Origin of the sequence: Musicola paradisiaca NCPPB 2511 (genome assembly GCF_000400505.1) — a bacterium.
GTDB classification, from domain to species: Bacteria; Pseudomonadota; Gammaproteobacteria; order Enterobacterales; family Enterobacteriaceae; genus Musicola; species Musicola paradisiaca.
On sequence record NZ_CM001857.1, the window covers coordinates 3,348,730 to 3,372,353 of the forward strand.

The following is a 23,624-nucleotide window of genomic DNA, read 5'->3' on the forward strand; positions in this document are numbered from 1 at the left end:
AGTGACGCGCTCTACATGAGACCATGGGTCATCACAGGAAGTGATGACCCGCCAGATAGATAATCCCCGCAGCAATCACCCCCGCCACAATATCATCTACCATGATCCCCATACCGCCATGCACATGGCGATCAAACCAGCGGATCGGCCAGGGTTTGAAAATATCCAGCACACGGAAAATCACAAACCCTGCCAGCACCCATCCCCAGTGCATCGACGGCACCGCCATCAGCGTGATCCACATACCGACAAATTCATCCCAGACGATACTGCCGTGATCGTGAACCCCCATGTCTTTGGCGGTTTGATGGCAAAGATACACCCCGATGCCAATGCTGAACATCACCACCAGCGAGTAAAGCTGTAACGGAAGCAGCATCAGCAAATACCACAGCGGGATAGCAGCCAGCGACCCGGCGGTTCCCGGCATCCAGGGAGATAACCCGCTGCCGAATCCGGTCGCCAGCAAGTGCCACGGGTTGCTCAGGCGCAAACGGCTTTTCGCAATCTGCGACCCTTTGTGTTCTTCATGCGCCAAAGTGGTCGTATCCTTTCAGATTGATGCTCATCGGCTCATCATGGTGGAAAAAACGCAGCCCCTCGGACGCAGGCCCGATTTGTCCAATACAGGTGTACGGCGCGCCCAGATGCCCGATGGCGACCTCCAGCGCTCCGCGATTCAACTCCGGTACGGTAAAGCACAGTTCATAATCTTCGCCGCCGCCAAGCGCCCATTGCAACGCCTGATCGGCATCGGCATGTCGGCGTATGGCGTCGGAATAAGGCAGGAACTCCAGATTGATGCGTGCGCCACAGTCGCTGGCCTGCAGAATATGTTTGAGATCGGAAGCCAGCCCATCGGAAAGGTCGATGGCCGAGCTGGCCAAATCGCGCAACGCCTGGCCGTGCAATACGCGCGGCTGCGGCCGAAGATGGCGCCGCAGCAAAAACGCCTGATCCTCATCGTTTGCAACGCTGAACTGCCGCAACAATATTGCCAGCCCGGCTGCGCTATCGCCCAGAGTGCCGGTGACATAAATCCAGTCGCCGACTTTGGCGCCGCCACGACGCAGCGCGCGACCAGCCGGTACCAACCCCTGGATGGTCAACGTCATACTTAACGGGCCGCGCGTGGTATCGCCGCCGATAAGCTGCATACCGTAGTAATCAAGTTGTTCGAACAGCGAATCGCTGTAGGCGGCCAGCCATTGCTCGTCGACGCCGGGCAGCGTCAGCGCCAGCGATACCCAGGCAGGGTCGGCGCCCATGGCGGCCAGATCACTCAGATTCACCGCCAGTGATTTATAAGCCAGGTCGGCAGGATCGATATTCGCAAGAAAGTGAATGCCCGACACCAACGTATCAGTGCTGACAGCCAGCAACTGATTCTCAGGAACGGTCAATAACGCGCAATCATCGCCGATCCCCAATACAACATCCCGCCGGGAATTGGCCGCCCGGTTGAAATAACGGGCAATCACATCAAACTCGCCTTCAGCCATAACCCATCCAGACCACGATGTTTCAAAAAACAAGGCCGGAAAGCCGGCCTTGGTCTACTTACTTCTTACCCGGTCTCAGATGAGGCCCGGCTTTGTCCAGCACGCCATTCACAAATTTGTGACTGTCTTCGGCGCCAAACACTTTCGCCAATTCAATCGCCTCATTGATGGCGACTTTGTAAGGTACGTCCTCGCGTTTGCTCAATTCATACACCGCCAGACGCAGAATAGCTCTCTCCACCTGCCCCAGTTCATCCAACTGACGGGACAGATACGGTGCCATCAATGCATCCAGACGCTCGGCCTGAGTAGCCACCCCCGTCAGCAGTTCGCGGAAATACGTGATGTCAGCACCTTTGACATCCTGCTCGCTCAGGAATTGTAGTTCAACATCGGCAATATCATTTTTGGATAACTGCCAGGAATAAAGCGCTTGAACCGCACATTCACGAGCGCGGCGACGAGCAGCAGGTTTCACGGAATACCCCTTACTAAATAAATCAGGCTTACTTGATAGCGTTTAATACATTGATCATTTCAAGCGCGGTCAGCGCAGCTTCGGCGCCCTTGTTCCCCGCCTTGGTGCCTGCACGTTCAATGGCCTGCTCGATGCTTTCCGTCGTCAATACGCCGAAAGCCACCGGAATATCGCTGTTCATCGCGACATGCGACAGGCCGGAACTGCACTCGCCGGCAACGAATTCAAAGTGTGCGGTTCCCCCACGGATCACCGTACCCAGCGCCACGACGGCGTCATACTGCTGGGTTTTCGCCAGCGCACGCACGGCCAATGGCAATTCATAAGCGCCGGGAACCCATACGACGGTAATATTTTCATCCTTCACCTGACCAATGCGTTTGAGCGCATCAACCGCGCCTTCCAGCAGACTGTCATTGATGAAATGGTTGAAACGGGCGATAGCAATCGCCACGCGGGCATTCGGAGCAGCAACAACACCTTCAATAACGTTCATAGCTTTCCTTCGACTGGTTTTATTACCCCGCAGGGGGGCGGATTCTATCATATTCTTCCGGGCTCGTACCGGCTTTTGACCGCAAGTCTCGCTGAACGGCCATCCCCGACGGTTGCGCGTCAAAGCGATGTCTACGACAAAGGCAGCGCCATGTTTTCCCCTTCACAAGGGGTGACATGCTGGATATGCATCGTTTAACGGGGTTTTAGCGTCAGGCGCACATCCGGCCCAACCTGGCAAACGTCTGCGATCAAAAACTCGGGCGTCTGCGAGAGCGTTTCTACTCCCGACAGCACACACAAGGGTCTGGCGGCATCTCCCAGCAGGCGCGGCGCTATATACACAATCAGTTCATCCACGACATTGGCTTGCAATAACGCCCCAGCCAGACGTGGCCCTGCTTCAACCCAAACGGAATTAATCTGACGTTTGCCCAGCAACATCATCAACGCGACCAGATCCAGCCCTTCGCCATACAACGGTACGTCGATCTGCTCCACTGACGACGGCCATGCCAACCCATCCCGCTGTGGCCTGGCAAGCCAGGTGGAACCGGGTTGGCTTACCAGACGATGTTCCGGCGTCACACGCGACTGGCTATCGACAATGATCCGCACCGGCTGGCGCAAACTCTCCTGTGGGTAGATACGCTGCGTGTCGGCATCCAGTTCCTGCCAGCGAACCGCCAGCGATGGGTCGTCGGCCAACACGGTGGCGCTGCTACTGAGGATTGCCGAACTGCGGGCGCGAAAGCGTTGTACATCCTGCCTGGCCTGTGGCGAGGTAATCCACTGGCTTTCGCCGGACGCCATGGCAGTGCGCCCGTCCACAGAGGCGCCCATCTTGAGTTGTACATAAGGGAAACCGGTACGCATACGCTTGAGAAAACCACGATTGATGTTTTCCGCCGCATCCGCCATCACGCCATGGCACACCTCGATACCGGCCTGATGCAATCGATGCAGGCCGCGTCCCGCTACCTGGGGGTTGGGATCCTGCATCGCTGCGACCACTCGCGCCACCCCGGCGGCAATCAAAGCATCGGCACAAGGCGGTGTTCGGCCGTGATGGCTACAAGGCTCCAGCGTCACGTAAACCGTAGCGCCTTGTGCTTTATCCCCGGCCATTCGCAGCGCATGCACTTCCGCGTGCGGCTCCCCTGCTTTTTGATGAAACCCTTCGCCGACGACTTCGCCATCCCTGACGATCACACACCCTACATTCGGGTTGGGCGAGGTCGTAAAAATCCCGCGACGGGCCAGTTCCAACGCACGGGCCATATAAAATTCATCAGACAGTACGGACATCCCGTGCATCTCCTGGCATGAGTGATTCAGAACGGACAGGACTCGCCGACCGGAAGACGGCATCAATCCTGCAGACGGGCAATCTCTTCACCGAATTCGCGAATATCCTCAAAACTGCGGTATACCGACGCAAACCGGATATACGCCACCTTGTCGAGTTTTTTCAACGCATCCATCACCAGATTCCCCACCATCTTGGCGGTCACTTCCCGTTCACCGGTAGCGCGCAATTGGGATTTGATATGGGTTATCGCCATTTCGACGTCATCGGAGCTGACAGGGCGTTTTTCCAACGCCTTGAGCATGCCTTTGCGTAATTTTTCTTCATTGAACGGCTCACGCACATCGTTGCTCTTGATAACCCGCGGCATAACCAGTTCCGCTACTTCAAAAGTAGTAAAACGTTCATTGCACACCAGACACTGACGTCGACGCCGAACCTGTGATCCTTCACCCACCAGGCGGGAATCAATCACTTTGGTATCAACTGCGGCACAAAAAGGACAATGCATAACGATCCCAGACCATAATCTTCAAATTAGCTATAGTTTACCCTGAATTTCCCGCCCAACCCAACTCCCGACGCAGGTCTGGAAGCGGGCTCAAAAAACAGGCAGCCGATCGTTTAAAACGGCTCGAAGAGAAGCAGAAAAAGCGTTCCACGAAGGCCATATTGGGTGCCGCCGTACAATTTTTTCAGGTCGTCGCCAGGTTTAAGCTTCGTTTAAGCAACATGCGGTAAAGTGGCGTCGCACTGTGCCGTAATGTGTCGAAAATACGGGCATAGCGCCAAGGGGCGGACGCCAGACCTGCGTGCTCCGCCAGTCAGCCACTACCGGGGGAATCTTGATGGAATCCGATCCTAATCCTCACCCAGAGAACGTTATTATCCACCGGTAAGTCAGTCTTCACGCTGCCTTGCCGGCCCAAGCAAGGCAGCGACGTCTTCATGCGTCCCTGCTGAACAAATATTACGCCGCGCGCGGTTGATTCCCGCGCGCGCCAGCGCCGTAAACTCCGTCGAGGTTACGGCCGGGGGACTTATCATGTTTTTTATCCGTATTACCCGGCAACTGTTTGCACAGCTTGGCCTGCATTTACCACGTCGCCTGTTCCAGCGTAATCCGATGCCGGATGGACACACGCTGGTGACACAGATCATTCCGGACGATCTGTCCAAGCGTAGCCTGCGGCTGGCGCAACTGGACGAAGCAGCGTTATATCAGGAATTCGCCAGCCATCCGGAAGGGCTGCTGGCATCTGAAATCGCCCAGGCGAAGCAGGTGCACGGCGCCAACCGCCTGCCTGGAGAACAGGCTACCCCTTGGTGGCTGCATCTCTGGCGCTGCTACCGTAATCCGTTCAATCTGCTGTTGACCATACTGGGCATGATCTCCTACGCCACCGAAGACATGACCGCAGCACTGGTGATCGCCCTGATGGTAGCCATCTCCACACTGTTGCACTTTGTCCAGGAATCCCGCTCAGGCAAAGCGGCCGATGCGCTGAAAGCGATGGTCAGCAACCGGGTTACTGTTCTGCGCAGCGATGACCAAACCGGTTACAGCGACTATCAGGATATCCCGATGGATCAGTTGGTTCCCGGCGACATCGTCAAACTGGCGGCTGGCGACATGATTCCGGCCGATCTGCGCGTACTGCAGGCGCGCGATTTGTTCATCAGCCAGGCTTCTCTGACCGGCGAATCGCTGCCGGTAGAGAAGGTTGCGCAAAGCCGTCAACATAATCCGGGGTCGGCGCTGGAATGCGATACGCTGTGTTTTATGGGCACTAACGTGGTTAGCGGCACCGCATTGGCCATGGTCATCAATATCGGCGTCAACACCTGGTTCGGGCAGTTGGCTGGACGGGTGGTGCAACAAGACGGCGAAGAGAATGCCTTTCAGAAAGGTATCAGCCGCGTCAGCTGGCTGCTGATCCGCTTTATGTTGGTCATGACGCCGGTGGTACTGATCATCAATGGTTATACCAAAGGCGACTGGTGGGAAGCCGCGCTGTTCGCTCTGTCGGTGGCCGTCGGGTTAACCCCGGAAATGCTGCCGATGATCGTGACCTCGACCCTGGCCAAAGGCGCAGTGAAACTCTCCCGCCAGAAAGTGATCGTTAAACGCCTCGACGCCATTCAGAACTTCGGCGCCATGGACATTCTGTGTACCGACAAAACGGGGACGCTGACGCAGGACAAAATCGTACTGGAGTGCCATACCGATGCGTTCGGCGCCAGCAGCCAGCGGGTACTGCACAATGCCTGGCTGAATAGCGCCTACCAGACCGGCCTGCGCAACCTGCTCGATCAGGCGGTGCTGGATGTCATGCCGGCAGAGGAACAGCATACGGCGCTGTCCCGCTGGAAAAAAGTGGACGAAATTCCGTTCGATTTCGAGCGCCGCCGGATGTCGGTTGTCGTCGAAGAGCAGGGCGATGGACACCTGTTGATCTGTAAAGGCGCGCTGGAAGAGGTACTCAGCGTCTCTACGCAGGTCCGCCAGGGCGATCGGCTGCTGGCGCTGAACGACGCGCTGTTGGTTCAGATCCGTCAGTTGACCGACGACCTCAATCGTCAGGGGCTGCGCGTTGTGGCGGTAGCGACCCGCAATCTGGCGGCCGACCGCCAGGATTACAGTCGGGTCGATGAATCCGATCTGATTCTGGAAGGCTATATCGCGTTTCTGGATCCGCCGAAAGAAAGCACGGCGCCGGCGCTGAAAGCGCTGAAAGAACATGGTGTCACCGTCAAGATTTTGACCGGCGACAGCGAATTGGTCGCAGCGAAGGTCTGTCGCGAGGTCGGCATTGATAATACCAGAGCGTTGATCGGCAACGACATTGATGCGCTCAGCGACGAACAGCTGGCCGCACAGGCGCGTCAAACCACTCTATTTGCACGCCTGACGCCGCTGCACAAAGAGCGTATCGTGCGTTTGCTGCGGGCCGAAGGACATGTAGTTGGATTTATGGGCGACGGCATCAATGACGCTCCGGCGCTGCGGGCTGCGGATATCGGTATCTCCGTCGATTCCGCCGTCGACATCGCCCGGGAAGCGGCAGACATCATTCTGCTGGAAAAAAGCCTGATGGTATTGGAACAGGGCGTGATTGAGGGCCGGCGAACTTTCGCCAATATGCTCAAGTACATCAAGATGACCGCCAGCTCCAACTTCGGCAACGTGTTCAGCGTACTGGTCGCCAGCGCGTTCCTACCGTTTTTGCCGATGCTGCCGCTGCACCTGCTGATTCAGAACCTGATGTACGATATTTCACAAATAGCCATCCCGTTCGACAATGTGGATGACGAACAAATCCGGCAGCCACAACGCTGGAACGCTGGCGACCTTGGGCGCTTTATGGTGTTTTTCGGTCCGATCAGCTCCATCTTTGACATCCTGACCTTTGGATTAATGTGGTGGATATTCAAAGCCAATACGCCGGAAACGCAAACGCTGTTCCAGTCCGGCTGGTTTATCGAAGGGCTGTTGTCGCAGACGCTGATCGTACACATGATCCGCACCCGCAAGATCCCTTTCCTGCAAAGCAGACCCGCCTGGTTACTGGCGGTCATGACGCTGCTGATTATGACGGTCGGCATCGGTATTACCCTGTCGCCGCTGGCGGGATTCCTGCAATTGCAGGCGCTGCCGCTGGCGTATTTCCCCTGGCTGGTTGTGATTTTAGGCAGTTACATGATGCTGACCCAGGCCATGAAAGGTTTCTTCACCCGCCGCTACGGCTGGCAGTAACCCTCCTTTTCCCCGAACCGACAAGGTTCGGGGGTTCTCATCGCAAATTCGGAGTCCCGCTCTGGCTCTGTATGGCAAATCATCGTTAACTATCCGCAGTATAATGACGCCACCTTACGCAGGGAGACACGATATGACCCTCCGCTACCGACTGCTCTCCATTTTGTCTACAGCGCTATTACTGGCTGGTTGCGCCCAACAACCGCAGGCACCGCAAGTCCAGAATGAGCTGAGCCAGATAAACCAACAGCTGCGGGATTTGACCGACCGGGCCGCCGCGCTGGAACAGCAGAACACCCTGAACGCCAACTCGACGACCGGCGTTTATCTGCTGCCAGCAGCAAAAAACAACGTCCCTGTCGACAGCACCATTGGTCGACTTAGTCTTATGCTCAGCCAGGTTGAACCCGAAGCTAACGGGACTCGCGCCTTACTGCGAATCCGCACGATGAATACCGTCTCGCTGCCTTCGTCATTCCAGGCTCAGCTTGACTGGGGCATGCTGGATCCGGTCAGCGGCAAACCTCTGGCTCGCGATATTCAAACGCAAACACTGAATGTCGAACAGGCTCAGATGCCCAAGTCAGACATCACGATAGAAATCCGACTTTCCGGGATCACGCCCGAACAACTGGGTTTTGTGCGTATTTATCAGATAACCGCTACGACAACCGGCAGGCTGAACTAAACACCCGACGCGAAGATGAAGGGAAAAGAACTCCATCACGACCAACAGAGAATGGTCGCCGCGATAAACGCCAAGAGGGATGAGGCGGCATCGCTCATGGGAAAAGCTAGCGTGGTGTTTTTAACAGCGTTTACATGGGATTACAGAGTGAGTTGAGTATGCGGGGAAAAACGCCGGAAGCGTCTTCAACGGTATATTCGTGTCGGCAACTGGATGAACAATGGAGATATCCACCCTAAAAAAAACTCCGCCGAAGCGGAGTTTTTATCATGGGAATACGGGCAATCAGGGCAGCAGCGACGGCTGATCCGCACCTTCTTTTTCCACTTTCTGCACCAGCATGTGCTCGCGTTTCATACCCAGTTTGAGTGCCAGCGCGGATGCGACATAGATAGAAGATGCCGTACCGATAGTCACACCTATCAGCATCGTCAATGAGAACCCTCTCAGCATCGCGCCGCCGAACAGATACAGCATCAGGATCACGACTAACGTCGTCCCCGAGGTGATCAAGGTTCGATGCAACGTTTGAGTTAACGATACGTTGAAAATCTCATAAGGCGTGCCACGACGAATCTTACGGAAGTTCTCACGAATACGGTCAGAAACCACGATGCTGTCGTTCAGCGAGTAGCCGATGACCGACATCAACGACGCCACAATGGTCAAATCGATTTCAATATTGAACAGCGACAGTACGCCCATGGTGATAATCACGTCATGTGCCAACGCAATAACCACCCCCGCAGCCAGACGCCATTCGAAACGGAAACCGACGTAAATCAAAATACAGATTAACGCCGCCATCAACGCCATGGCGCCAGTCTGCGCCAGATCGGCGCCCACGCTCGGCCCAACGAACTCAATACGTTTAACCACGGCATTCTGACTGGTCGTCTCGTTGATCACATTAACGACTTTGCTGCCCAACACCTGGCCGCCGGTTTCGCCTTTAGCAGGCGGCGTGCGCACCATAATGTCGCGGCTGCTGCCGAAGTTCTGTACCAGCGGATCCGCAAAGCCGGCTTTCTCAAGCGCCTCGCGCATTTGCTCCAGATCCACGGATTTTTCCAGCGAAATCTCGATGACCGTACCACCGGTGAAATCCAACCCCCAGTTGAAGCCGCGCACGCCCATCACGAGGATAGACAGCAACAGCAACAGGCCGGACAAGCCAAATGCCCAGTAATCCCAGCGCATAAAGTCATAAACTTTACGGCCGTAGTTCAATTGTTCAACAGTATATTCCTGTGCCACAACGCACTCCTCAGATAGACAGCTTTTTGATGCGTTTGCCGCCGTACAGCAGGTTTACGATGGCACGGGTACCCACGATCGCAGTGAACATGGATGTCGCCACGCCGATACCGGTCGTAATCGCAAATCCTTTAATCGAACCAGTACCGATCGCGTACAGGATAATGACCTTGATCAGCGTCGTGACGTTCGCATCGAAGATGGAGCTGAAGGCGCCTTTGTAGCCTTCGTCAATTGCCTGCTGAACAGTACGCCCGTTACTCAGTTCTTCTTTAATACGCTCGTTAATCAGTACGTTGGCATCCACCGCTACCGCAAGGGTTAACACAATCCCCGCAATCCCCGGCATGGTCAGCGTAGCGCCCGGCAACAGCGACATAATGCCGACCACCAACACCAGGTTCGACAGCAGGGCAGAGGTCGCGATCATGCCGAACTTCTTGTAGAAGAAGATCATGAACAGGATAGACACGGCAAGGCCGGCCAGACAGGCCTCCAACCCTTGGGTGATATTCTGCATCCCCAGCGTTGGGCCGATGGTACGCTCTTCCACGATCTGAATCGGCGCGATCAATGCACCGGCACGCAGCAACAGCGCCAATTGGCGAGCTTCGTTCGGGTTGTCGATGCCGGTAATCCGGAAACTGTTGCCCAAGGGAGACTGGATTGTGGCGACGTTAATCACCTCTTCCTGTTTCTCCAGAATGGCACGGCCGTTGGCGCCTTTCTTACCGCTGTCCTTATACTCCACAAACAGGGTTGCCATCGGCTTGCCGATGTTGACCTTAGTGAAGTTGAGCATCATATTGCCGCCGGCGCTATCCAGCGAGATATTCACCTGCGGGCGATTGTACTCATCGTTGCCGGAGGTGGAGTCGGTGATATGATCGCCGGTCAGAATGACACGTTTGTACAGCGCTATCGGCCCGCCGTCACGCATGTTCTTCACTTCGGTATCGCCGGGTACGCGGCCGCTGGCTAACGCAGCAGGATCGACGTTGCTGTTCACCAGACGGAATTCCAGCGTCGCGGTGGCACCCAGAATTTCCTTGGCGCGCGCGGTATCCTGAATCCCCGGCAGTTCAACCACGATGCGGTCAGCACCCTGACGTTGCACCAGCGGTTCGGCCACGCCCAGTTGGTTCACACGGTTACGCAGGATATTGATGTTCTGCTGAACGGCATATTCGCGGGCTTCGCGCAACCGGGCATCGCTCATCACCGCACGCAACGTGTCGCTGCCGCTGGAAGTAATGACCAGATCACGATGACGGGATGTCAGATAATCAACCGACTGATCACGCTGTTGGCCATCACGGAAAACGATTTCTACGCCATAGTTATCGGACTTACGGATAGAGGCGTATTGAACATTTTTCTCACGCAGATCGCTGCGCAGAGAATCCATGGTCTGTTCCTGCAATTTGCTCAACGCGGTTTCCATATCCACTTCCATCAGGAAATGTACGCCGCCGCGCAGGTCGAGGCCCAGCTTCATCGGTTCCGCACCGAGCATTCTCAGCCAGTGGGGGGTTGACGGCGCAAGGTTAAGCGCCACAACGTATTTCTCGCCCAATGCATTGAGCAGCGCTTCGCGTGCCCGCAATTGGATATCAGGAGTAGAAAAACGCGCCAAAATGGCGCCATTTTCCAGCACAATGGATTTGCTGGAAATATTTTGTTCTTTTAAAACGCTCTGGATCTGGACCAGCGTACTCTCACTGGCGGCGGTTCCCCGCGCGCCAGTGACCTGAACAGCCGGATCCTCACCATAAAGGTTAGGAAGTGCGTAGAGCAGACCAACGACAATCGTCACGATCAGCATCAGGTACTTCCACAAAGGATAGCGGTTTAACACGGTAATTCCCTTTGGGAAAGATCGATGGATTACAGAGCCTTCATGGTACCTTTCGGCAGCACTGAGGTCACGTAGTCACGTTTGATGACCACTTCGTTGGTGTCGTTCAGCGCGATAGTGATGAAACCGTTGTCCGCTACTTTGGTCACACGTCCCACCAGGCCGCCGTTAGTCAGCACTTCGTCGCCTTTACCGATCGAATCCATCAACTTTTTGTGTTCCTTGGCACGTTTTTGCTGAGGGCGCAGGATCATGAAGTAAAAAATCAGACCGAACACGGCCAGCATAATCACCAGAGAGTACGGGCTTCCCTGAGCCGGAGCACCTGCGGTTGCTGCCACAGCGTCAGAAATGAAAAAACTCATTTAAATGTCCTCTTTAGTTATCAAAACAACAGTTATCAATACGAAAAATCATGAATATAAACATTCAATTGCAAAACATTCATGCCATGCAAACGTGCTTATTGCGACACATGACCTTCATGGTCATCGCCCGCCGAATTGTCCGCCAACGGCGGAGCCGGCTTACCAATACGTTGATAAAATGCCGCCGCAAAGTCCTCTAATTTACCTTCCTCAATAGCCTGCCGTAAACCCGCCATCAGCCGCTGATAGTAACGCAGGTTGTGGATGGTATTGAGGCGTGCGCCCAGTATTTCGTTGCAACGATCGAGATGATGCAAGTAGGCACGGCTGTAATTGCGACATGTGTAGCAATCACAGTGTTCATCCAGAGGGCCAGTGTCATCCTTGTGCTTGGCATTGCGGATTTTTACAACGCCGTCAGTGACAAACAGATGGCCATTACGGGCATTGCGAGTCGGCATCACGCAGTCGAACATATCAATACCGCGACGCACGCCTTCCACCAGATCTTCCGGCTTGCCGACGCCCATCAGATAACGGGGTTTATCCGCCGGGATCTGCGGGCAAACATGCTCCAGAATACGGTGCATATCCGCCTTAGGCTCACCGACCGCCAGGCCGCCCACAGCGTAACCATCAAAACCAATGTCTACCAGACCTTTTACCGAGATATCGCGTAAATCTTCGTAAACACTGCCCTGAATGATGCCGAACAGCGCGTTCCGGTTGCCCAGTTCGTCAAAACGCCGACGGCTACGTTGCGCCCAGCGCAGCGACATTTCCATCGAGCGTTTAGCGTAATCCCAATCTGCCGGGTACGGCGTACATTCGTCGAAAATCATCACGATATCGGAACCGAGATCGTACTGAATCTCCATCGATTTCTCGGGACTGAGAAAAATGGCGTCGCCGTTGATGGGGTTACGAAAGTGCACCCCCTCTTCAGTAATCTTGCGGATATCACCGAGGCTGAAAACCTGAAAACCGCCGGAGTCGGTCAGAATCGGGCCTTTCCACTGCATGAAGTCGTGCAGGTCGCCGTGCAGCTTCATGATTTCCTGACCGGGACGCAGCCACAGGTGGAACGTGTTGCCCAGAATGATCTGCGCGCCGGTATCTTTGACTTCTTCCGGCGTCATCCCCTTGACGGTACCGTAAGTGCCCACCGGCATAAACGCCGGGGTTTCCACCACGCCACGCTCGAACACCAGTCGGCCGCGGCGCGCGCGCCCGTCGGTTTTCAACAACTCGTACTTCAACATAACCTCCAGCACCAGAGAGACAGTCTGATGTCATCATATAAAAGAGATATACCCACAGAACCTGGTCTGCGGTATGTACGGGATTCGGCCTGGTTGGCTTGCCGCCTCAGCGACGCGGATCCTGACCGACGATTTCCTGTTCAGCGGCAGGGTTGGGAGTAATAAACATGGCATCCCCATAGCTGAAAAAACGATATTCGCTGACAACTGCCTGACGATAGGCTTCCATGGTATGGCGATAACCGGCGAAAGCGGAAACCAACATGATCAAGGTTGACTCCGGCAGGTGAAAGTTGGTGACTAACGCATCCACTACGCGGTAGTGATAGCCGGGATAAATAAAAATGCTGGTATCGCCGAAAAAGGGCGCCAACTGCCCGGCAGGGCTGGCTTGTGCCGCGCTTTCCAGCGAACGCACCGAGGTTGTACCGACGGCGACGACCCGGTTCCCTCTGGCTTTGCAGGCCAGCACGGCGTCCAACACCTCTTGTGGCACTTCGGCATATTCGGCATGCATGACATGCTCTTCGATGGATTCCACCCGCACTGGCTGGAACGTACCTGCGCCCACATGCAGCGTGACGAATGCCATCTGCACGCCTTTTTCCTTCAATGCCGCCAACAGGGGTTCATCGAAATGCAGACCGGCGGTCGGCGCCGCGACCGCGCCAGGGCGCTGACTGTAAACAGTTTGGTATAACTCGCGATCGGCGGCTTCATCGGGGCGGTCGATGTAAGGCGGCAGCGGCATGTGCCCGATGTTCATTGAGGATCGTCAGGATATCGCGCTCGTCGTCGAAGCGGATCTCGAACAGCGCGTCATGGCGCTCCAGCATGGTGGCATGGACGCTTTCATCTTCCCCCAACAGCAGTTCCATCCCCGGCTTCGGCGCTTTGGAAGCGCGAACGTGCGCCAACACCCGCTTGTCGTCCAGCATACGTTCCACCAACACTTCCAGCTTGCCGCCGCTGGCTTTACGGCCGAACAGCCGGGCGGGGATCACCCGGGTATTATTGAACACCAGCAGATCGCCGGGATTCAGCGTATCAAGCAGGTCGGTGAATACGCCGTGAGTCAGCGCGCCGGTTGTCCCCTCCAGAGAAAGCAGTCGACAAGCGCTACGCTGCGCTTGCGGATAACGGGCGATCAGGGATTCGGGAAGTTCAAACGAAAAATCGGCAACACGCATGACCATTCACTTAATTTTCGGTACTAGAAACAGGCGGCCTAGTCTAGAGCCCGAAAAGAGCCGCTGCAAGAAAGAAGTGCCACGGCAGGAAATAAGCCGGGACGCGGTGCGCAATTCGGCTATAGTAGGCAAGCGCCGACAACGGACGTCGGCGCTGACCGCCTCACCACCCTCATCGAAGGACATCCCGGATACCATGAATTTTCTTGCTCACCTTCACCTTGCTACGCTGGCCCAAAGCTCTTTGATGGGAAATCTGATGGCGGATTTTGTGCGCGGCAATCCCCAAGAATTGTATCCGGACGATATCGCGGCGGGTATTCGCCTGCACCGGCGGATTGATACGCTGACCGACAGCCTGCCGGAGGTGCGCGAAGCCTGCCGCTGTTTCAGCGCCGACTATCGCCGCGTGGCGCCCATCGCGCTGGATGTACTGTGGGATCATTTTCTGGCGCAAAACTGGCCACGGGTGGAACCGTCCGTCGCATTATCCGGCTTTATCGACCATGCCAGACAACAAATCACGCCGCATCTGGCCCACACGCCGGAACGTTTCCAGAACCTGAACCGCTATCTCTGGCAAGAACGTTGGCTCGAACGTTACGCCGAGTTGCCGTTCATCGCTGAGGTATTGCACCGCATGGCGATGCGTCGTCCCAGGTTATCGGCGCTTTCCGGCGCTATCACCGACATCGAGCGACACTATCATCAGTTTGAAACACTCTTCTGGCAGTTCTATCCTCGTATGATGCAACAGGCCAGCAGCGGCCAGCTTCACCCATCTCAGGGCAGTTGACGCGCTTTTCCCCGCGGGCGTCATTTACGAGAAGAATTATCGATTGCTCCGATAGTCAAAACCTATCTCATTGATTGGCCTGTTTCGCTTTATTGGTACGAGGGGAGTACCTATACTTACGGCGTTTATCAGGCATAAACCTGCACAAATCATCGGGTTTATGCCGGTATCCATCCTCCTTTAACCCACTATTTACAGGAGTAATTATGGTCCTGGTAACTCGTCCTGCCCCCGACTTCACTGCAGCTGCCGTATTGGGAAGCGGGGAAATCGTTGAAAATTTCAACCTGAAAAAGCACATCAACGGTAAACCGGCCGTGATCTTCTTCTGGCCGATGGATTTCACGTTTGTATGCCCTTCAGAGCTGATCGCCTTCGATCACCGTTATGAAGAATTCCAGAAACGTGGCGTTGAAGTTGTTGGTGTTTCTTTCGATTCCGAATTCGTGCACAACGCCTGGCGCAGCACCCCGATCGAAAAAGGCGGTATCGGCCCGGTGAAATATGCCATGGTGGCGGACATCAAGCGTGATATCCAGCAAGCCTACGGCATTGAGCACCCTGATGCGGGTGTCGCGCTGCGCGGATCTTTCCTGATTGATAAAAACGGCATCGTGCGTCATCAGGTGGTGAATGATCTGCCGCTGGGCCGCAACATCGACGAAATGCTGCGTATGGTCGACGCGCTGCAATTCCACGAAGAGCATGGCGAAGTTTGCCCGGCGCAGTGGGAAAAAGGGAAATCCGGCATGGGCGCCTCTCCGGACGGCGTGGCGAAATACCTGAAAGAGAACGCCAGTTCTCTGTAATCGCCCGGTTTGTTCCGTATCAAGCCAGCAGCGCCACTGCTGGCTTTTTTTATTGCCGACACCGAGCGTGGTCGGTTCCATGCGCACTACAGAAAAAATGAAAAAGAGGTTATCGATGCCTCCGCTTCAACTCTCCGTAACAGGGTTCCCGGCCGTTTTACGGCGCTGCCACAGTGCATAGCTCACCAACAGCATAACCATCCACGCCAGCCCGGCGAACAGGGAGATGCGCGTGTCAGGGAAATAACCAATCAAGCCGATGATAAACAGCAGAAAAACCACACCGACTGCGGATGTCGCTACACCACCCGGCAATGGAAACGCCAGTGTTCCCGCCTGCTCAGCCGACAACTGACGACGGAAAGCAATCTGCGAACACAGGATCATGATCCAAACCCAAACAGTAGCGAACGTTGCCAGCGACGCAATCACCAGAAACACCTTTTCCGGCATAATGTAATTGAGGTACACCGCAATCAGCAGCGCGGCCATCATGACCAAGACCGTCACCCAGGGGATACCGCCGCGCGACAGCCGGGCAAAGATTTTGGGTGCATGGCCTTGCTCCGCCATGCCGTGCAACATGCGGCCAACACCGAACACGTCGCTGTTGATGGCGGACAGCGAGGCGGTAATCACCACGAAGTTAAGGATGCCCGCCGCCGCAGTGATCCCCATATGCTGGAAAGTCAGTACAAACGGGCTACCGCTCGTGCCGACCTGATCCCACGGATAAATCGACATGATGACAAACAGCGTGCCCACGTAAAACACCAGAATCCGCCAGGGTACCGAGTTGATGGCGCGCGGGATGGATTTGTGCGGCTCTTTGGCCTCGCCTGCCGTGATACCGATTATTTCCACGCCGCCATAGGCGAACATCACCATCTGCAGCGACAGAATCATCCCCATCACACCATGGCTGAAGAAACCGCCGTTGCTCCACAGATTATGGATGCCGGTGGCCTCGCCGCCGTTACCGATCCCCCAGAAAATGATGCCAATCCCGGCAACGATCATCACGATAATGGTGGCGACCTTAAAGAAAGAGAACCAGAACTCCAGTTCGCCGAACACCTTGACGTGCATCAGGTTGATGCCGCCGATAATCAACACCACGCTCAGCACCCACACCCAATGCGGCACGGCGGGAAACCACACCCCCATGTAAATCCCGAATGCGGTCACATCGGCGATGGCCACGATCAGCATCTCGAAACAGTAAGTCCAGCCGGTGATATAGCCCGCCAGCGGCCCGAGATAATCCCGCGCATAGCGCGAAAAGGCGCTGGCCTGCGGATTATTGACGGACATCTCTCCCAGCGCACGCATGATGATGTAAGCGAACACCCCACCAATCAGATAAGCCAGTAGCACACTGGGCCCGGCCATTTGAATCGCACTGGCGGAGCCATAGAACAAACCGGTACCGATGGCGGAGCCCAATGCGATAAAACGGATGTGTCGCGTGCTAAGGCCAGGCTTGAGTCTGGATTCTTGTTCCATAAAAGAGCAACCCTGTTTTTAAAGACGAAAAAACCACAGGCAGCGGCCTGTGGTGAAAAAACGCGCCATCTGCACGGTTCAGGAATGCGCCGTCACTTCCTGACGGCCGGAGAGCCGATCGTAAATGGCGACGGCCAGCAATACCACCAACGACGGCGGCAACCAGGCCAGGCCCTGCTCGCTCAGCGGCAAACGCTGGGTCCATTCGGGCAGCAACGCGGCCAAAGCGGATGACTTCACACCGTCGATAGCGCCAAACACCAGGCTGACCAACATCACCGGCGATACCACCAACGCGCTGTTATGCCACCAGCGCCGGGTAAAACTCAGCAACACCAGGACGATGCAAGGTGGGTAAATCGCGGTCAGCACCGGGATCGACAACTGGATCAGATGGCTCAATCCCAGATTGGAAACCACCATCGAGAACAGCCCCAGCACAAAGACCAGTGAACGGTAGGATAACGGCAGATATGCCGAGAAGAACTCGGCACAAGCGCAGGTCAGGCCGACAGCAGTCACCATGCAAGCGATGAAAATCAGCAACGCCAAAAAACTGCTGCCCATATTGCCGAACGTATATTGAACATAAGCATGCAGAATCTCGGCGCCGTTTTGCGCTTCCGGCGCCAGTGAACCGCTGAATGTCCCCAGACGGAACAGGCTCAGGTATACCAGCGTCAGCCCAATCCCGGCGATCAACCCGGCCAGGATGGTATAACGGGTCAGCAAACCGGCGTCGCTGATGCCACGGGAACGCGCCGCATTAACGATCACAATGCCGAAGACCAGCGCGCCCAACGTATCCATGGTCAGATAGCCGTTAACAAAACCGCTGGAAAAAGGGACATGCAGGTAAGCGTCCGTTGCCGGAATCTGCGGGCCGGCAGGCCATAATAATGCCGCGATGCCCAGTACCGTCAGCGCAATGATTTTCACCGGCGCCAGGATATGCCCCACCGTATCCAGCAGACGGCCGGGATAGAGTGAAATAAGAATGACGATGGCGAAATAGATCAGGCTGTATATCAGCAACGGCGCGGCGCCCGTTCCCACCAACGGTGCAATCCCCACTTCAAAAGAGACCGTCGCGGTACGCGGCGTGGCAAATAGCGGCCCAACCGCCAGATAGCAAACCGTCGCCAGCAAAACGCCGGCTTTTTTGCCAATCGGGCTGCTGAGTGCGTCGATACCGCCCCCGACTCTCGCCAACGCGATGACGGTCAGAACCGGTAGACCGACTGCGGTAATCAAGAATCCGCATGCAGCGGCCCAAACATGCTCCCCGGCCTGCAACCCAACCATGGGAGGAAAAATGATATTGCCGGCGCCGACGAACAAGGCAAATGTCATGAAGCCCAGCGCGACGATATCTTTAGACGTTAAACGATGACTCATAAAAGTTGTGGCCTGTGAAAACTCGAACAATTAACAATGTTGGCCGCCGCGCGATAGCGACGTCGCCGGGCCCCTTTCGGGTGATGTGCTGGTGTGTAGCGACGAAGCATCCTTCAATGTCTGAACGCGGTGCATAATCAAGAACCGTCGCCGTAAATAAGATGATTTATTATCCAGCGTTAATGGGCGATAAGTAAAACGTTTATAGTAAAAAAAGACAAGACGAGATCCATAAACCAGAAGATAAATCTTGTTTTTAACAAAAATACAGAATTTAGATTTAAAACAATGCAATCATCGCTATACATGATTTGTGCATTTATTAAATAAACAGCGCAATTAAATTGCACAAATAGCCCAATAAAGTGCAATTATTGACCATAATAAAAACTTATTACAATAAAAAACGCCAGCATCTTGTGCTGGCGTTATAACGGGAGCGTATAAAACGGAATTACCAGACGCGCGCGGCGATATCCACCACCAGACGCACCTTCGCCCATTGTTCCTCTTCGCTCAGGGAATTGCCCTCTTCCGTGGAAGCAAAACCGCACTGCGGGCTGAGACACAACTGCCCGATATCCACATACGACGCCGCTTCAGCGATGCGCGCCTCCACCTCTGCCGCACTCTCCAGTGCGCCGGTCTTGGTGGTAATCAGACCCAACACCACCTTCTGGTGCCCCGGACGAATAAAGCGTAATGGTTCGAAACCACCGGCCCGCGCCGTATCGTATTCAAGGAAAAACGCATCAACATTCACTTCACCAAACAGTGTCTCGGCGACCGGCTCATACCCGCCTTCAGAAATCCAGGTTGAACGGAAATTACCGCGACACACATGCAGCCCGACGGTCAGATCTGCGGGCTTACCTTCCAGCGCTTTGTTGAGCACATAAGCATAGGTGCGGCTTAATACCTCAGGATCATCGCCGCGTTCACGGATCTGACGTTTCTGATCCTCCGAGCACAAATAGGCCCACACGGTATCGTCCAACTGCAGATAGCGGCACCCCGCCTCATAAAACGCCTGAATGGCGTCGCGCCAGGTTTGCGCCAGGTCGTCAAAATACTCGGCCAGATCGGGATAAACCCGGCTATCGATAACGTCACGGCCGCCGCGAAAATGCAACACGCTGGGGCTGGGAATGGTCATTTTGGCGACGGCATCGCCCGCAATGCTGTTTAGAAAACGGAAATCCGCCAGCATCGGATGCTGTGGATTAAAACTGATCTTACCGGTGACTTTGATGCCGCGTGCTTTGGTTTGCACGCCGTTAAATTGAATCCCCTGACTGGCTTCATAACGTTCAACGCCGTTGAGGTTATCGAAGAAATCAAAATGCCACCAGGCACGACGGAACTCACCATCCGTCACCACCTGCAACCCGTTGGCTTGCTGTTGTTCTACCACGCGACGGATTTCCCGATCCTCAACCTGACGCAGCGTGTCGGCATCAATTTCGCCGGACTGGAACTGCTGGCGAGCCTGCCGGATAGCGGCCGGACGTAAAAAACTGCCGACGACATCGGCGCGAAACGGGGTGCTTGCTTGGGTCATGTTGTGCTCCTGACTGTCAGCCTTGCCGACTGACCGAGTGATTTCTTTGAGAAACGATTACGTCGATGACAAAATCAGCCATCTGGACGGCTAGAAGTGAATGCATCCTGTCATGAGCATTTCTCACCGACAACAGAATAATTTTCACCTCACATGAAAGAAATTCATTCAATAAGGCTGTGATGACAGCCATCAGGGAGGCAGATATACATCAATGTATTGTTAGATAAGGATAAAACCGTCTCGTTCACGACCGAGGCTGATGCCGTTATAGACAAGACTACAACCCCAATTGCTGACGCGCCTGGCGCCGCACAGCATCAGGCAGCGGCAGATAACCGTCCTGACTGACCAACGCCTGCCCTTCTTCCGACAACACCCGATCCAGAAACGCTGCCGTCAGCGCTTCCAGCTCACGATCCGGTGCCTTATTGACGTAAATGTACAGATAGCGGGTATAGGGATAACGTCCGCTGCGGATCGTTTCCGCAGTCGGCAGCACGTAATCGTCCTTGTCGCTGGCAGCCAGCGGTACCACCCGCACGCCGCTGGCGCGAAAACCGATGCTGGCATAGCCGATGGCGTTTACCGATGTGGCCACCGCCTGTACGACGGATGCCGATCCCGGCAATTCATTGACTTGCGGAAGAAAATCACCGCCGCATAGTGCCTGTTGCTTAAAGAAACCATAGGTACCGGACGCGGAGTTCCGGCCATAGCGTAGCAGCGAACGTTGCCGCCAGACGCCGCCCAGGCCGACGTCCTGCCACCACCGCACCGATTTCCCCGCGCCACAACGGCGGGTGACGGAAAAGATCGCGTCCAATTGCTGCAGATTAAGGCCGGCAACCGGATTGTCCTGATTGACCAACACTACCAATGCATCCATCGCCACCGGCACCGCCAACGGCGCGTAACCGTAATGTTGAACGAAAGCCTCAATCTCGCTGCTTTTCATTGGCCTGCTCATCGGCCCCAGCTGCGCGGCACCCGCCGCCAACGCTGTCGGTGCGGAGGATGACCCTGCCGCCTGGATCTGCAGATTGACGCCGGGGTAATGCTGGCCAAAATCCGCCGCCCAAAACGTCATCAAATTGGCCAGCGTATCCGAACCGGCGCTGGACAAATTGCCCGCCAGCATCTGGCGCGGCTCTGCATGGCAAACCAGGCTGAACAGCAGGCCAATCAAGATGTACAGGCGCGAAGCGGGTGTCATATCGGTATTCCATCGGAAAAAGATAAGCCGCGCCCAAGCAGAGCGCGGCCGGCGTATTTTCAGCCACGAACAGGCGGCGATCAAGCGCAGAAACTCACCCTCAAACCAGCGGTTTAGCCGCATTCTGATTCAGTGCTGAACGAACGATCAACGGATTGGGCAAGGTAAACATGAAACGAGAGCCGACGCCCTCTTCACTGATGATTTCCAGCCGCGAATCATGATGGCTGAGTGCATGCTTCACAATCGCCAGCCCCAACCCGCTGCCGCCGGTCTGGCGCGAACGCGCCTTATCGACTCGATAAAAACGTTCGGTCAAACGGGGAAGGTGCTCCGCGGCAATCCCCGGCCCGTTATCGCTGACCTGAAACTGCGCGCCTTGTGGAGTCTGCTGCCAGCACACTTCGATACGGGTGCCCTTCGGCGTATGGTTAACAGCGTTATACACCAGATTGGACACCGCGCTGCGTAATTGCTCTTCATTGCCGAACACCTGAAGCTGCTCGTTAACGCGAAAGATGATTTCATGCCGATCCTGACTGAGCGTCTGCGCCTCACGCTGCAACACCCGCAACATCATGGGCACGTCGACTTTTTCATTCAGGTCGATATCGGTCGCCGCTTCGATGCGTGACAACGTCAGCAACTGCTTGACCAGCCCGTCCATGCGGCGCGTTTGCTCCTGCATGGTCTGCAACGCCTTGGCCTGCAGCGCGCCGTCCAGCGAATCGTCATTCATCATTTCCAGATAGCCCTGCAACACCGTCAACGGTGTGCGCAGTTCATGGCTAACATTGGCGAAGAAATTGCGACGCGCGCCCTCTAACTGACGCATCTGCGTCACATCACGCACCACCATCAACAGTTGCCCTGCGGAATATGGCATGACACGGAACTCCACATGGCGAGTCTGCTTGATCTGCAACATCAAGGGACGGCTGAAGTCCTGCGATTGCATATACTGGGCAAATTCAGGGAAACGCAACAGGTTAAGCACATTCTGGCCGTTGTCTTCCGGCCAGCGGAAACCCAGCAGATGCTGAGCCAGCTGGTTGCACCAGATAATCACGCCGTCTTCAGTCGTGATTATCACGGCGTCCGGCAACGATTCCGCACCGCTGCGAAAACGTTTGATCAACAACGCCAGTTCGCGACGGCGACGGCGATTGCGCAATTGCATCTGATACAAACCATAAAACAGCGGCTCCCAGCTCCAGCGGCCGGGAGGTGGCGTCATGCTGCGGTCGACCCACAACCAATGGGAAAGGCGTAGCTGATTATAAAAATTCCAGCACAGAGCGCCGAGCGCCGATGCCAGCAGACACCACGGCAGCGCGTCGAACAATAGCCCCAGCAGCACACCGGGCAAACAAAAAAAAGCCAGCTCCAGCGCCAGCTTTTTCCAGGATAAACGTTCCAGCACCTAAAATCGTCTCCGGGCTCACGCCGTCAGTAGCGCGTTGAAAAACGGTATCCGGTTCCACGAACCGTCTGCACCATCTTGTCATGCCCGGTAGTTTCCAGCGCTTTGCGCAGGCGGCGGATATGAACGTCCACAGTGCGATCCTCAACATAAACGTTAGTGCCCCAGACATGATTCAGCAACTGCTCACGGCTGTACACCCGTTCAGGATGAGTCATAAAAAAGTGCAACAGCTTAAATTCGGTCGGCCCCATATCCAGCGCGTACTCTTCGGTAGTCACGCGATGCGAAGACGGATCCAGGCTCAGGCCGCGCATCTCGATCACCTCTTCCACCGCCATCGGCGAAATCCGGCGCATGACCGCCTTAATGCGCGCCACCAGCTCTTTGGGCGAAAACGGCTTGGTAATATAATCGTCGGCCCCCACTTCCAGGCCGCGTACCCGATCCTCTTCCTCGCCGCGAGCGGTCAACATCATGACGGGAATATCGCGGGTCAACGCTTCGCGTTTCATATGCTTGATGAACTGCAAACCGGAACCGCCCGGCAGCATCCAATCCAGCAGCACCAGCTCGGGATACGGTTCCGCCAGCCGGGAAACAGCGACGTCGTAATCCTCGGCTTCCACCGGCTGATAACCGTTTTGCTCCAGCACAAAGCACACCATCTCACGAATGGGCGCTTCATCCTCTACCACCAAAATACGTCTTGCCATTGTCAATCCTGCCGTTAATCATCACGGTTAGCATG

20 protein-coding genes and 1 pseudogene are annotated in these 23,624 nt (G+C 55.4%); 4 read left to right on the top strand and 17 right to left on the bottom strand.

Annotated elements, in window-relative coordinates; genetic code table 11:
* Positions 1–31: 31 nt before the first annotated feature.
* The 6 genes from pgpA to nrdR all read right to left on the bottom strand — a co-directional run bounded on the left by pgpA (position 32) and on the right by nrdR (position 4,295).
* A complete protein-coding gene (pgpA, locus tag DPA2511_RS14885) occupies positions 32–538 on the bottom strand; it encodes a phosphatidylglycerophosphatase A (RefSeq protein ID WP_015854573.1) in 507 nt (168 codons plus the stop codon).
* Positions 528–1,502: a thiamine-phosphate kinase gene (thiL, locus tag DPA2511_RS14890; protein WP_015854574.1), complete on the bottom strand. Its 975-nt coding sequence runs from the start codon at positions 1,500–1,502 to the stop codon at positions 528–530. Before thiL ends, pgpA begins: the two co-directional genes overlap by 11 nt.
* Positions 1,503–1,560: 58 nt before the next feature.
* Complete coding sequence (nusB, locus tag DPA2511_RS14895; RefSeq protein ID WP_015854575.1) at positions 1,561–1,980, bottom strand: transcription antitermination factor NusB; 420 nt, start codon at positions 1,978–1,980, stop codon at positions 1,561–1,563.
* A 28-nt stretch (positions 1,981–2,008) separates the two neighbouring features.
* The gene (ribH, locus tag DPA2511_RS14900) at positions 2,009–2,476 is read right to left on the bottom strand and encodes a 6,7-dimethyl-8-ribityllumazine synthase (RefSeq protein WP_015854576.1); all 468 of its coding nucleotides are present in this window, start codon (positions 2,474–2,476) and stop codon (positions 2,009–2,011) included.
* Between the two features lie 194 nt (positions 2,477–2,670).
* Complete coding sequence (ribD, locus tag DPA2511_RS14905; RefSeq protein WP_015854577.1) at positions 2,671–3,783, bottom strand: bifunctional diaminohydroxyphosphoribosylaminopyrimidine deaminase/5-amino-6-(5-phosphoribosylamino)uracil reductase RibD; 1,113 nt, start codon at positions 3,781–3,783, stop codon at positions 2,671–2,673.
* Between the two features lie 62 nt (positions 3,784–3,845).
* Positions 3,846–4,295: a transcriptional regulator NrdR gene (gene nrdR, locus DPA2511_RS14910; RefSeq protein WP_015854578.1), complete on the bottom strand. Its 450-nt coding sequence runs from the start codon at positions 4,293–4,295 to the stop codon at positions 3,846–3,848.
* Between the two features lie 534 nt (positions 4,296–4,829).
* Between nrdR and mgtA the strand changes: the two genes are divergently transcribed.
* Positions 4,830–7,541, top strand: a complete 2,712-nt coding sequence (mgtA, locus tag DPA2511_RS14915) for a magnesium-translocating P-type ATPase (protein ID WP_015854579.1) — start codon at positions 4,830–4,832, stop codon at positions 7,539–7,541.
* Between the two features lie 133 nt (positions 7,542–7,674).
* On the top strand, positions 7,675–8,229 hold the full coding sequence (locus DPA2511_RS14920) for a SadB/YajI family lipoprotein (RefSeq protein ID WP_015854580.1): 555 nt from the start codon (positions 7,675–7,677) through the stop codon (positions 8,227–8,229).
* Positions 8,230–8,514: 285 nt separating this feature from the next.
* On the opposite strand, the gene secF is transcribed toward DPA2511_RS14920, so the two are convergent.
* The 5 genes and pseudogenes from secF to queA all read right to left on the bottom strand — a co-directional run bounded on the left by secF (position 8,515) and on the right by queA (position 14,164).
* Complete coding sequence (secF, locus tag DPA2511_RS14930; RefSeq protein WP_015854581.1) at positions 8,515–9,486, bottom strand: protein translocase subunit SecF; 972 nt, start codon at positions 9,484–9,486, stop codon at positions 8,515–8,517.
* Positions 9,487–9,496: 10 nt separating this feature from the next.
* Positions 9,497–11,344 (bottom strand): protein translocase subunit SecD, encoded by a 1,848-nt coding sequence (secD, locus tag DPA2511_RS14935; protein WP_023638421.1) that lies wholly within the window; start codon positions 11,342–11,344, stop codon positions 9,497–9,499.
* A 29-nt stretch (positions 11,345–11,373) separates the two neighbouring features.
* A complete protein-coding gene (yajC, locus tag DPA2511_RS14940) occupies positions 11,374–11,709 on the bottom strand; it encodes a preprotein translocase subunit YajC (RefSeq protein WP_015854583.1) in 336 nt (111 codons plus the stop codon).
* 98 nt (positions 11,710–11,807) lie between these two features.
* Positions 11,808–12,971: a tRNA guanosine(34) transglycosylase Tgt gene (gene tgt / locus DPA2511_RS14945; protein WP_015854584.1), complete on the bottom strand. Its 1,164-nt coding sequence runs from the start codon at positions 12,969–12,971 to the stop codon at positions 11,808–11,810.
* A 109-nt stretch (positions 12,972–13,080) separates the two neighbouring features.
* Positions 13,081–14,164 (bottom strand): annotated as a pseudogene (queA, locus tag DPA2511_RS21895) (tRNA preQ1(34) S-adenosylmethionine ribosyltransferase-isomerase QueA).
* Positions 14,165–14,360: 196 nt separating this feature from the next.
* On the opposite strand from queA, the gene DPA2511_RS14955 reads away from it, so the two are divergent.
* Both DPA2511_RS14955 and DPA2511_RS14960 read left to right on the top strand, forming a co-directional pair.
* The gene (locus DPA2511_RS14955; protein WP_015854586.1) at positions 14,361–14,960 is read left to right on the top strand and encodes an acyl carrier protein phosphodiesterase; all 600 of its coding nucleotides are present in this window, start codon (positions 14,361–14,363) and stop codon (positions 14,958–14,960) included.
* 206 nt (positions 14,961–15,166) lie between these two features.
* Positions 15,167–15,769, top strand: coding sequence for a peroxiredoxin C (locus DPA2511_RS14960; RefSeq protein ID WP_015854587.1), 603 nt, complete (start codon positions 15,167–15,169; stop codon positions 15,767–15,769).
* A gap of 126 nt (positions 15,770–15,895) precedes the next feature.
* Here the strand turns inward: DPA2511_RS14960 and proY are convergent, their stop codons facing one another.
* From proY to phoB, 6 genes are all read right to left on the bottom strand, one after another.
* A complete protein-coding gene (gene proY, locus DPA2511_RS14965) occupies positions 15,896–17,275 on the bottom strand; it encodes a proline-specific permease ProY (RefSeq protein WP_015854588.1) in 1,380 nt (459 codons plus the stop codon).
* Positions 17,276–17,353: 78 nt separating this feature from the next.
* Positions 17,354–18,673 carry a branched-chain amino acid transport system II carrier protein gene (gene brnQ / locus DPA2511_RS14970; protein WP_015854589.1) on the bottom strand — a complete coding sequence of 440 codons (1,320 nt, stop codon included), beginning with the start codon at positions 18,671–18,673 and terminating at the stop codon, positions 17,354–17,356.
* A gap of 454 nt (positions 18,674–19,127) precedes the next feature.
* The gene (locus tag DPA2511_RS14975) at positions 19,128–20,234 is read right to left on the bottom strand and encodes a cobalamin-independent methionine synthase II family protein (RefSeq protein WP_015854590.1); all 1,107 of its coding nucleotides are present in this window, start codon (positions 20,232–20,234) and stop codon (positions 19,128–19,130) included.
* A gap of 280 nt (positions 20,235–20,514) precedes the next feature.
* Positions 20,515–21,450 carry a PstS family phosphate ABC transporter substrate-binding protein gene (locus tag DPA2511_RS14980; protein WP_015854591.1) on the bottom strand — a complete coding sequence of 312 codons (936 nt, stop codon included), beginning with the start codon at positions 21,448–21,450 and terminating at the stop codon, positions 20,515–20,517.
* A gap of 100 nt (positions 21,451–21,550) precedes the next feature.
* Positions 21,551–22,873, bottom strand: a complete 1,323-nt coding sequence (gene phoR, locus DPA2511_RS14985; RefSeq protein WP_015854592.1) for a phosphate regulon sensor histidine kinase PhoR — start codon at positions 22,871–22,873, stop codon at positions 21,551–21,553.
* 26 nt (positions 22,874–22,899) lie between these two features.
* Entirely contained in the window at positions 22,900–23,589 is a 690-nt protein-coding gene (phoB, locus tag DPA2511_RS14990) for a phosphate response regulator transcription factor PhoB (protein ID WP_015854593.1), read from the bottom strand.
* Positions 23,590–23,624: the final 35 nt, after the last annotated feature.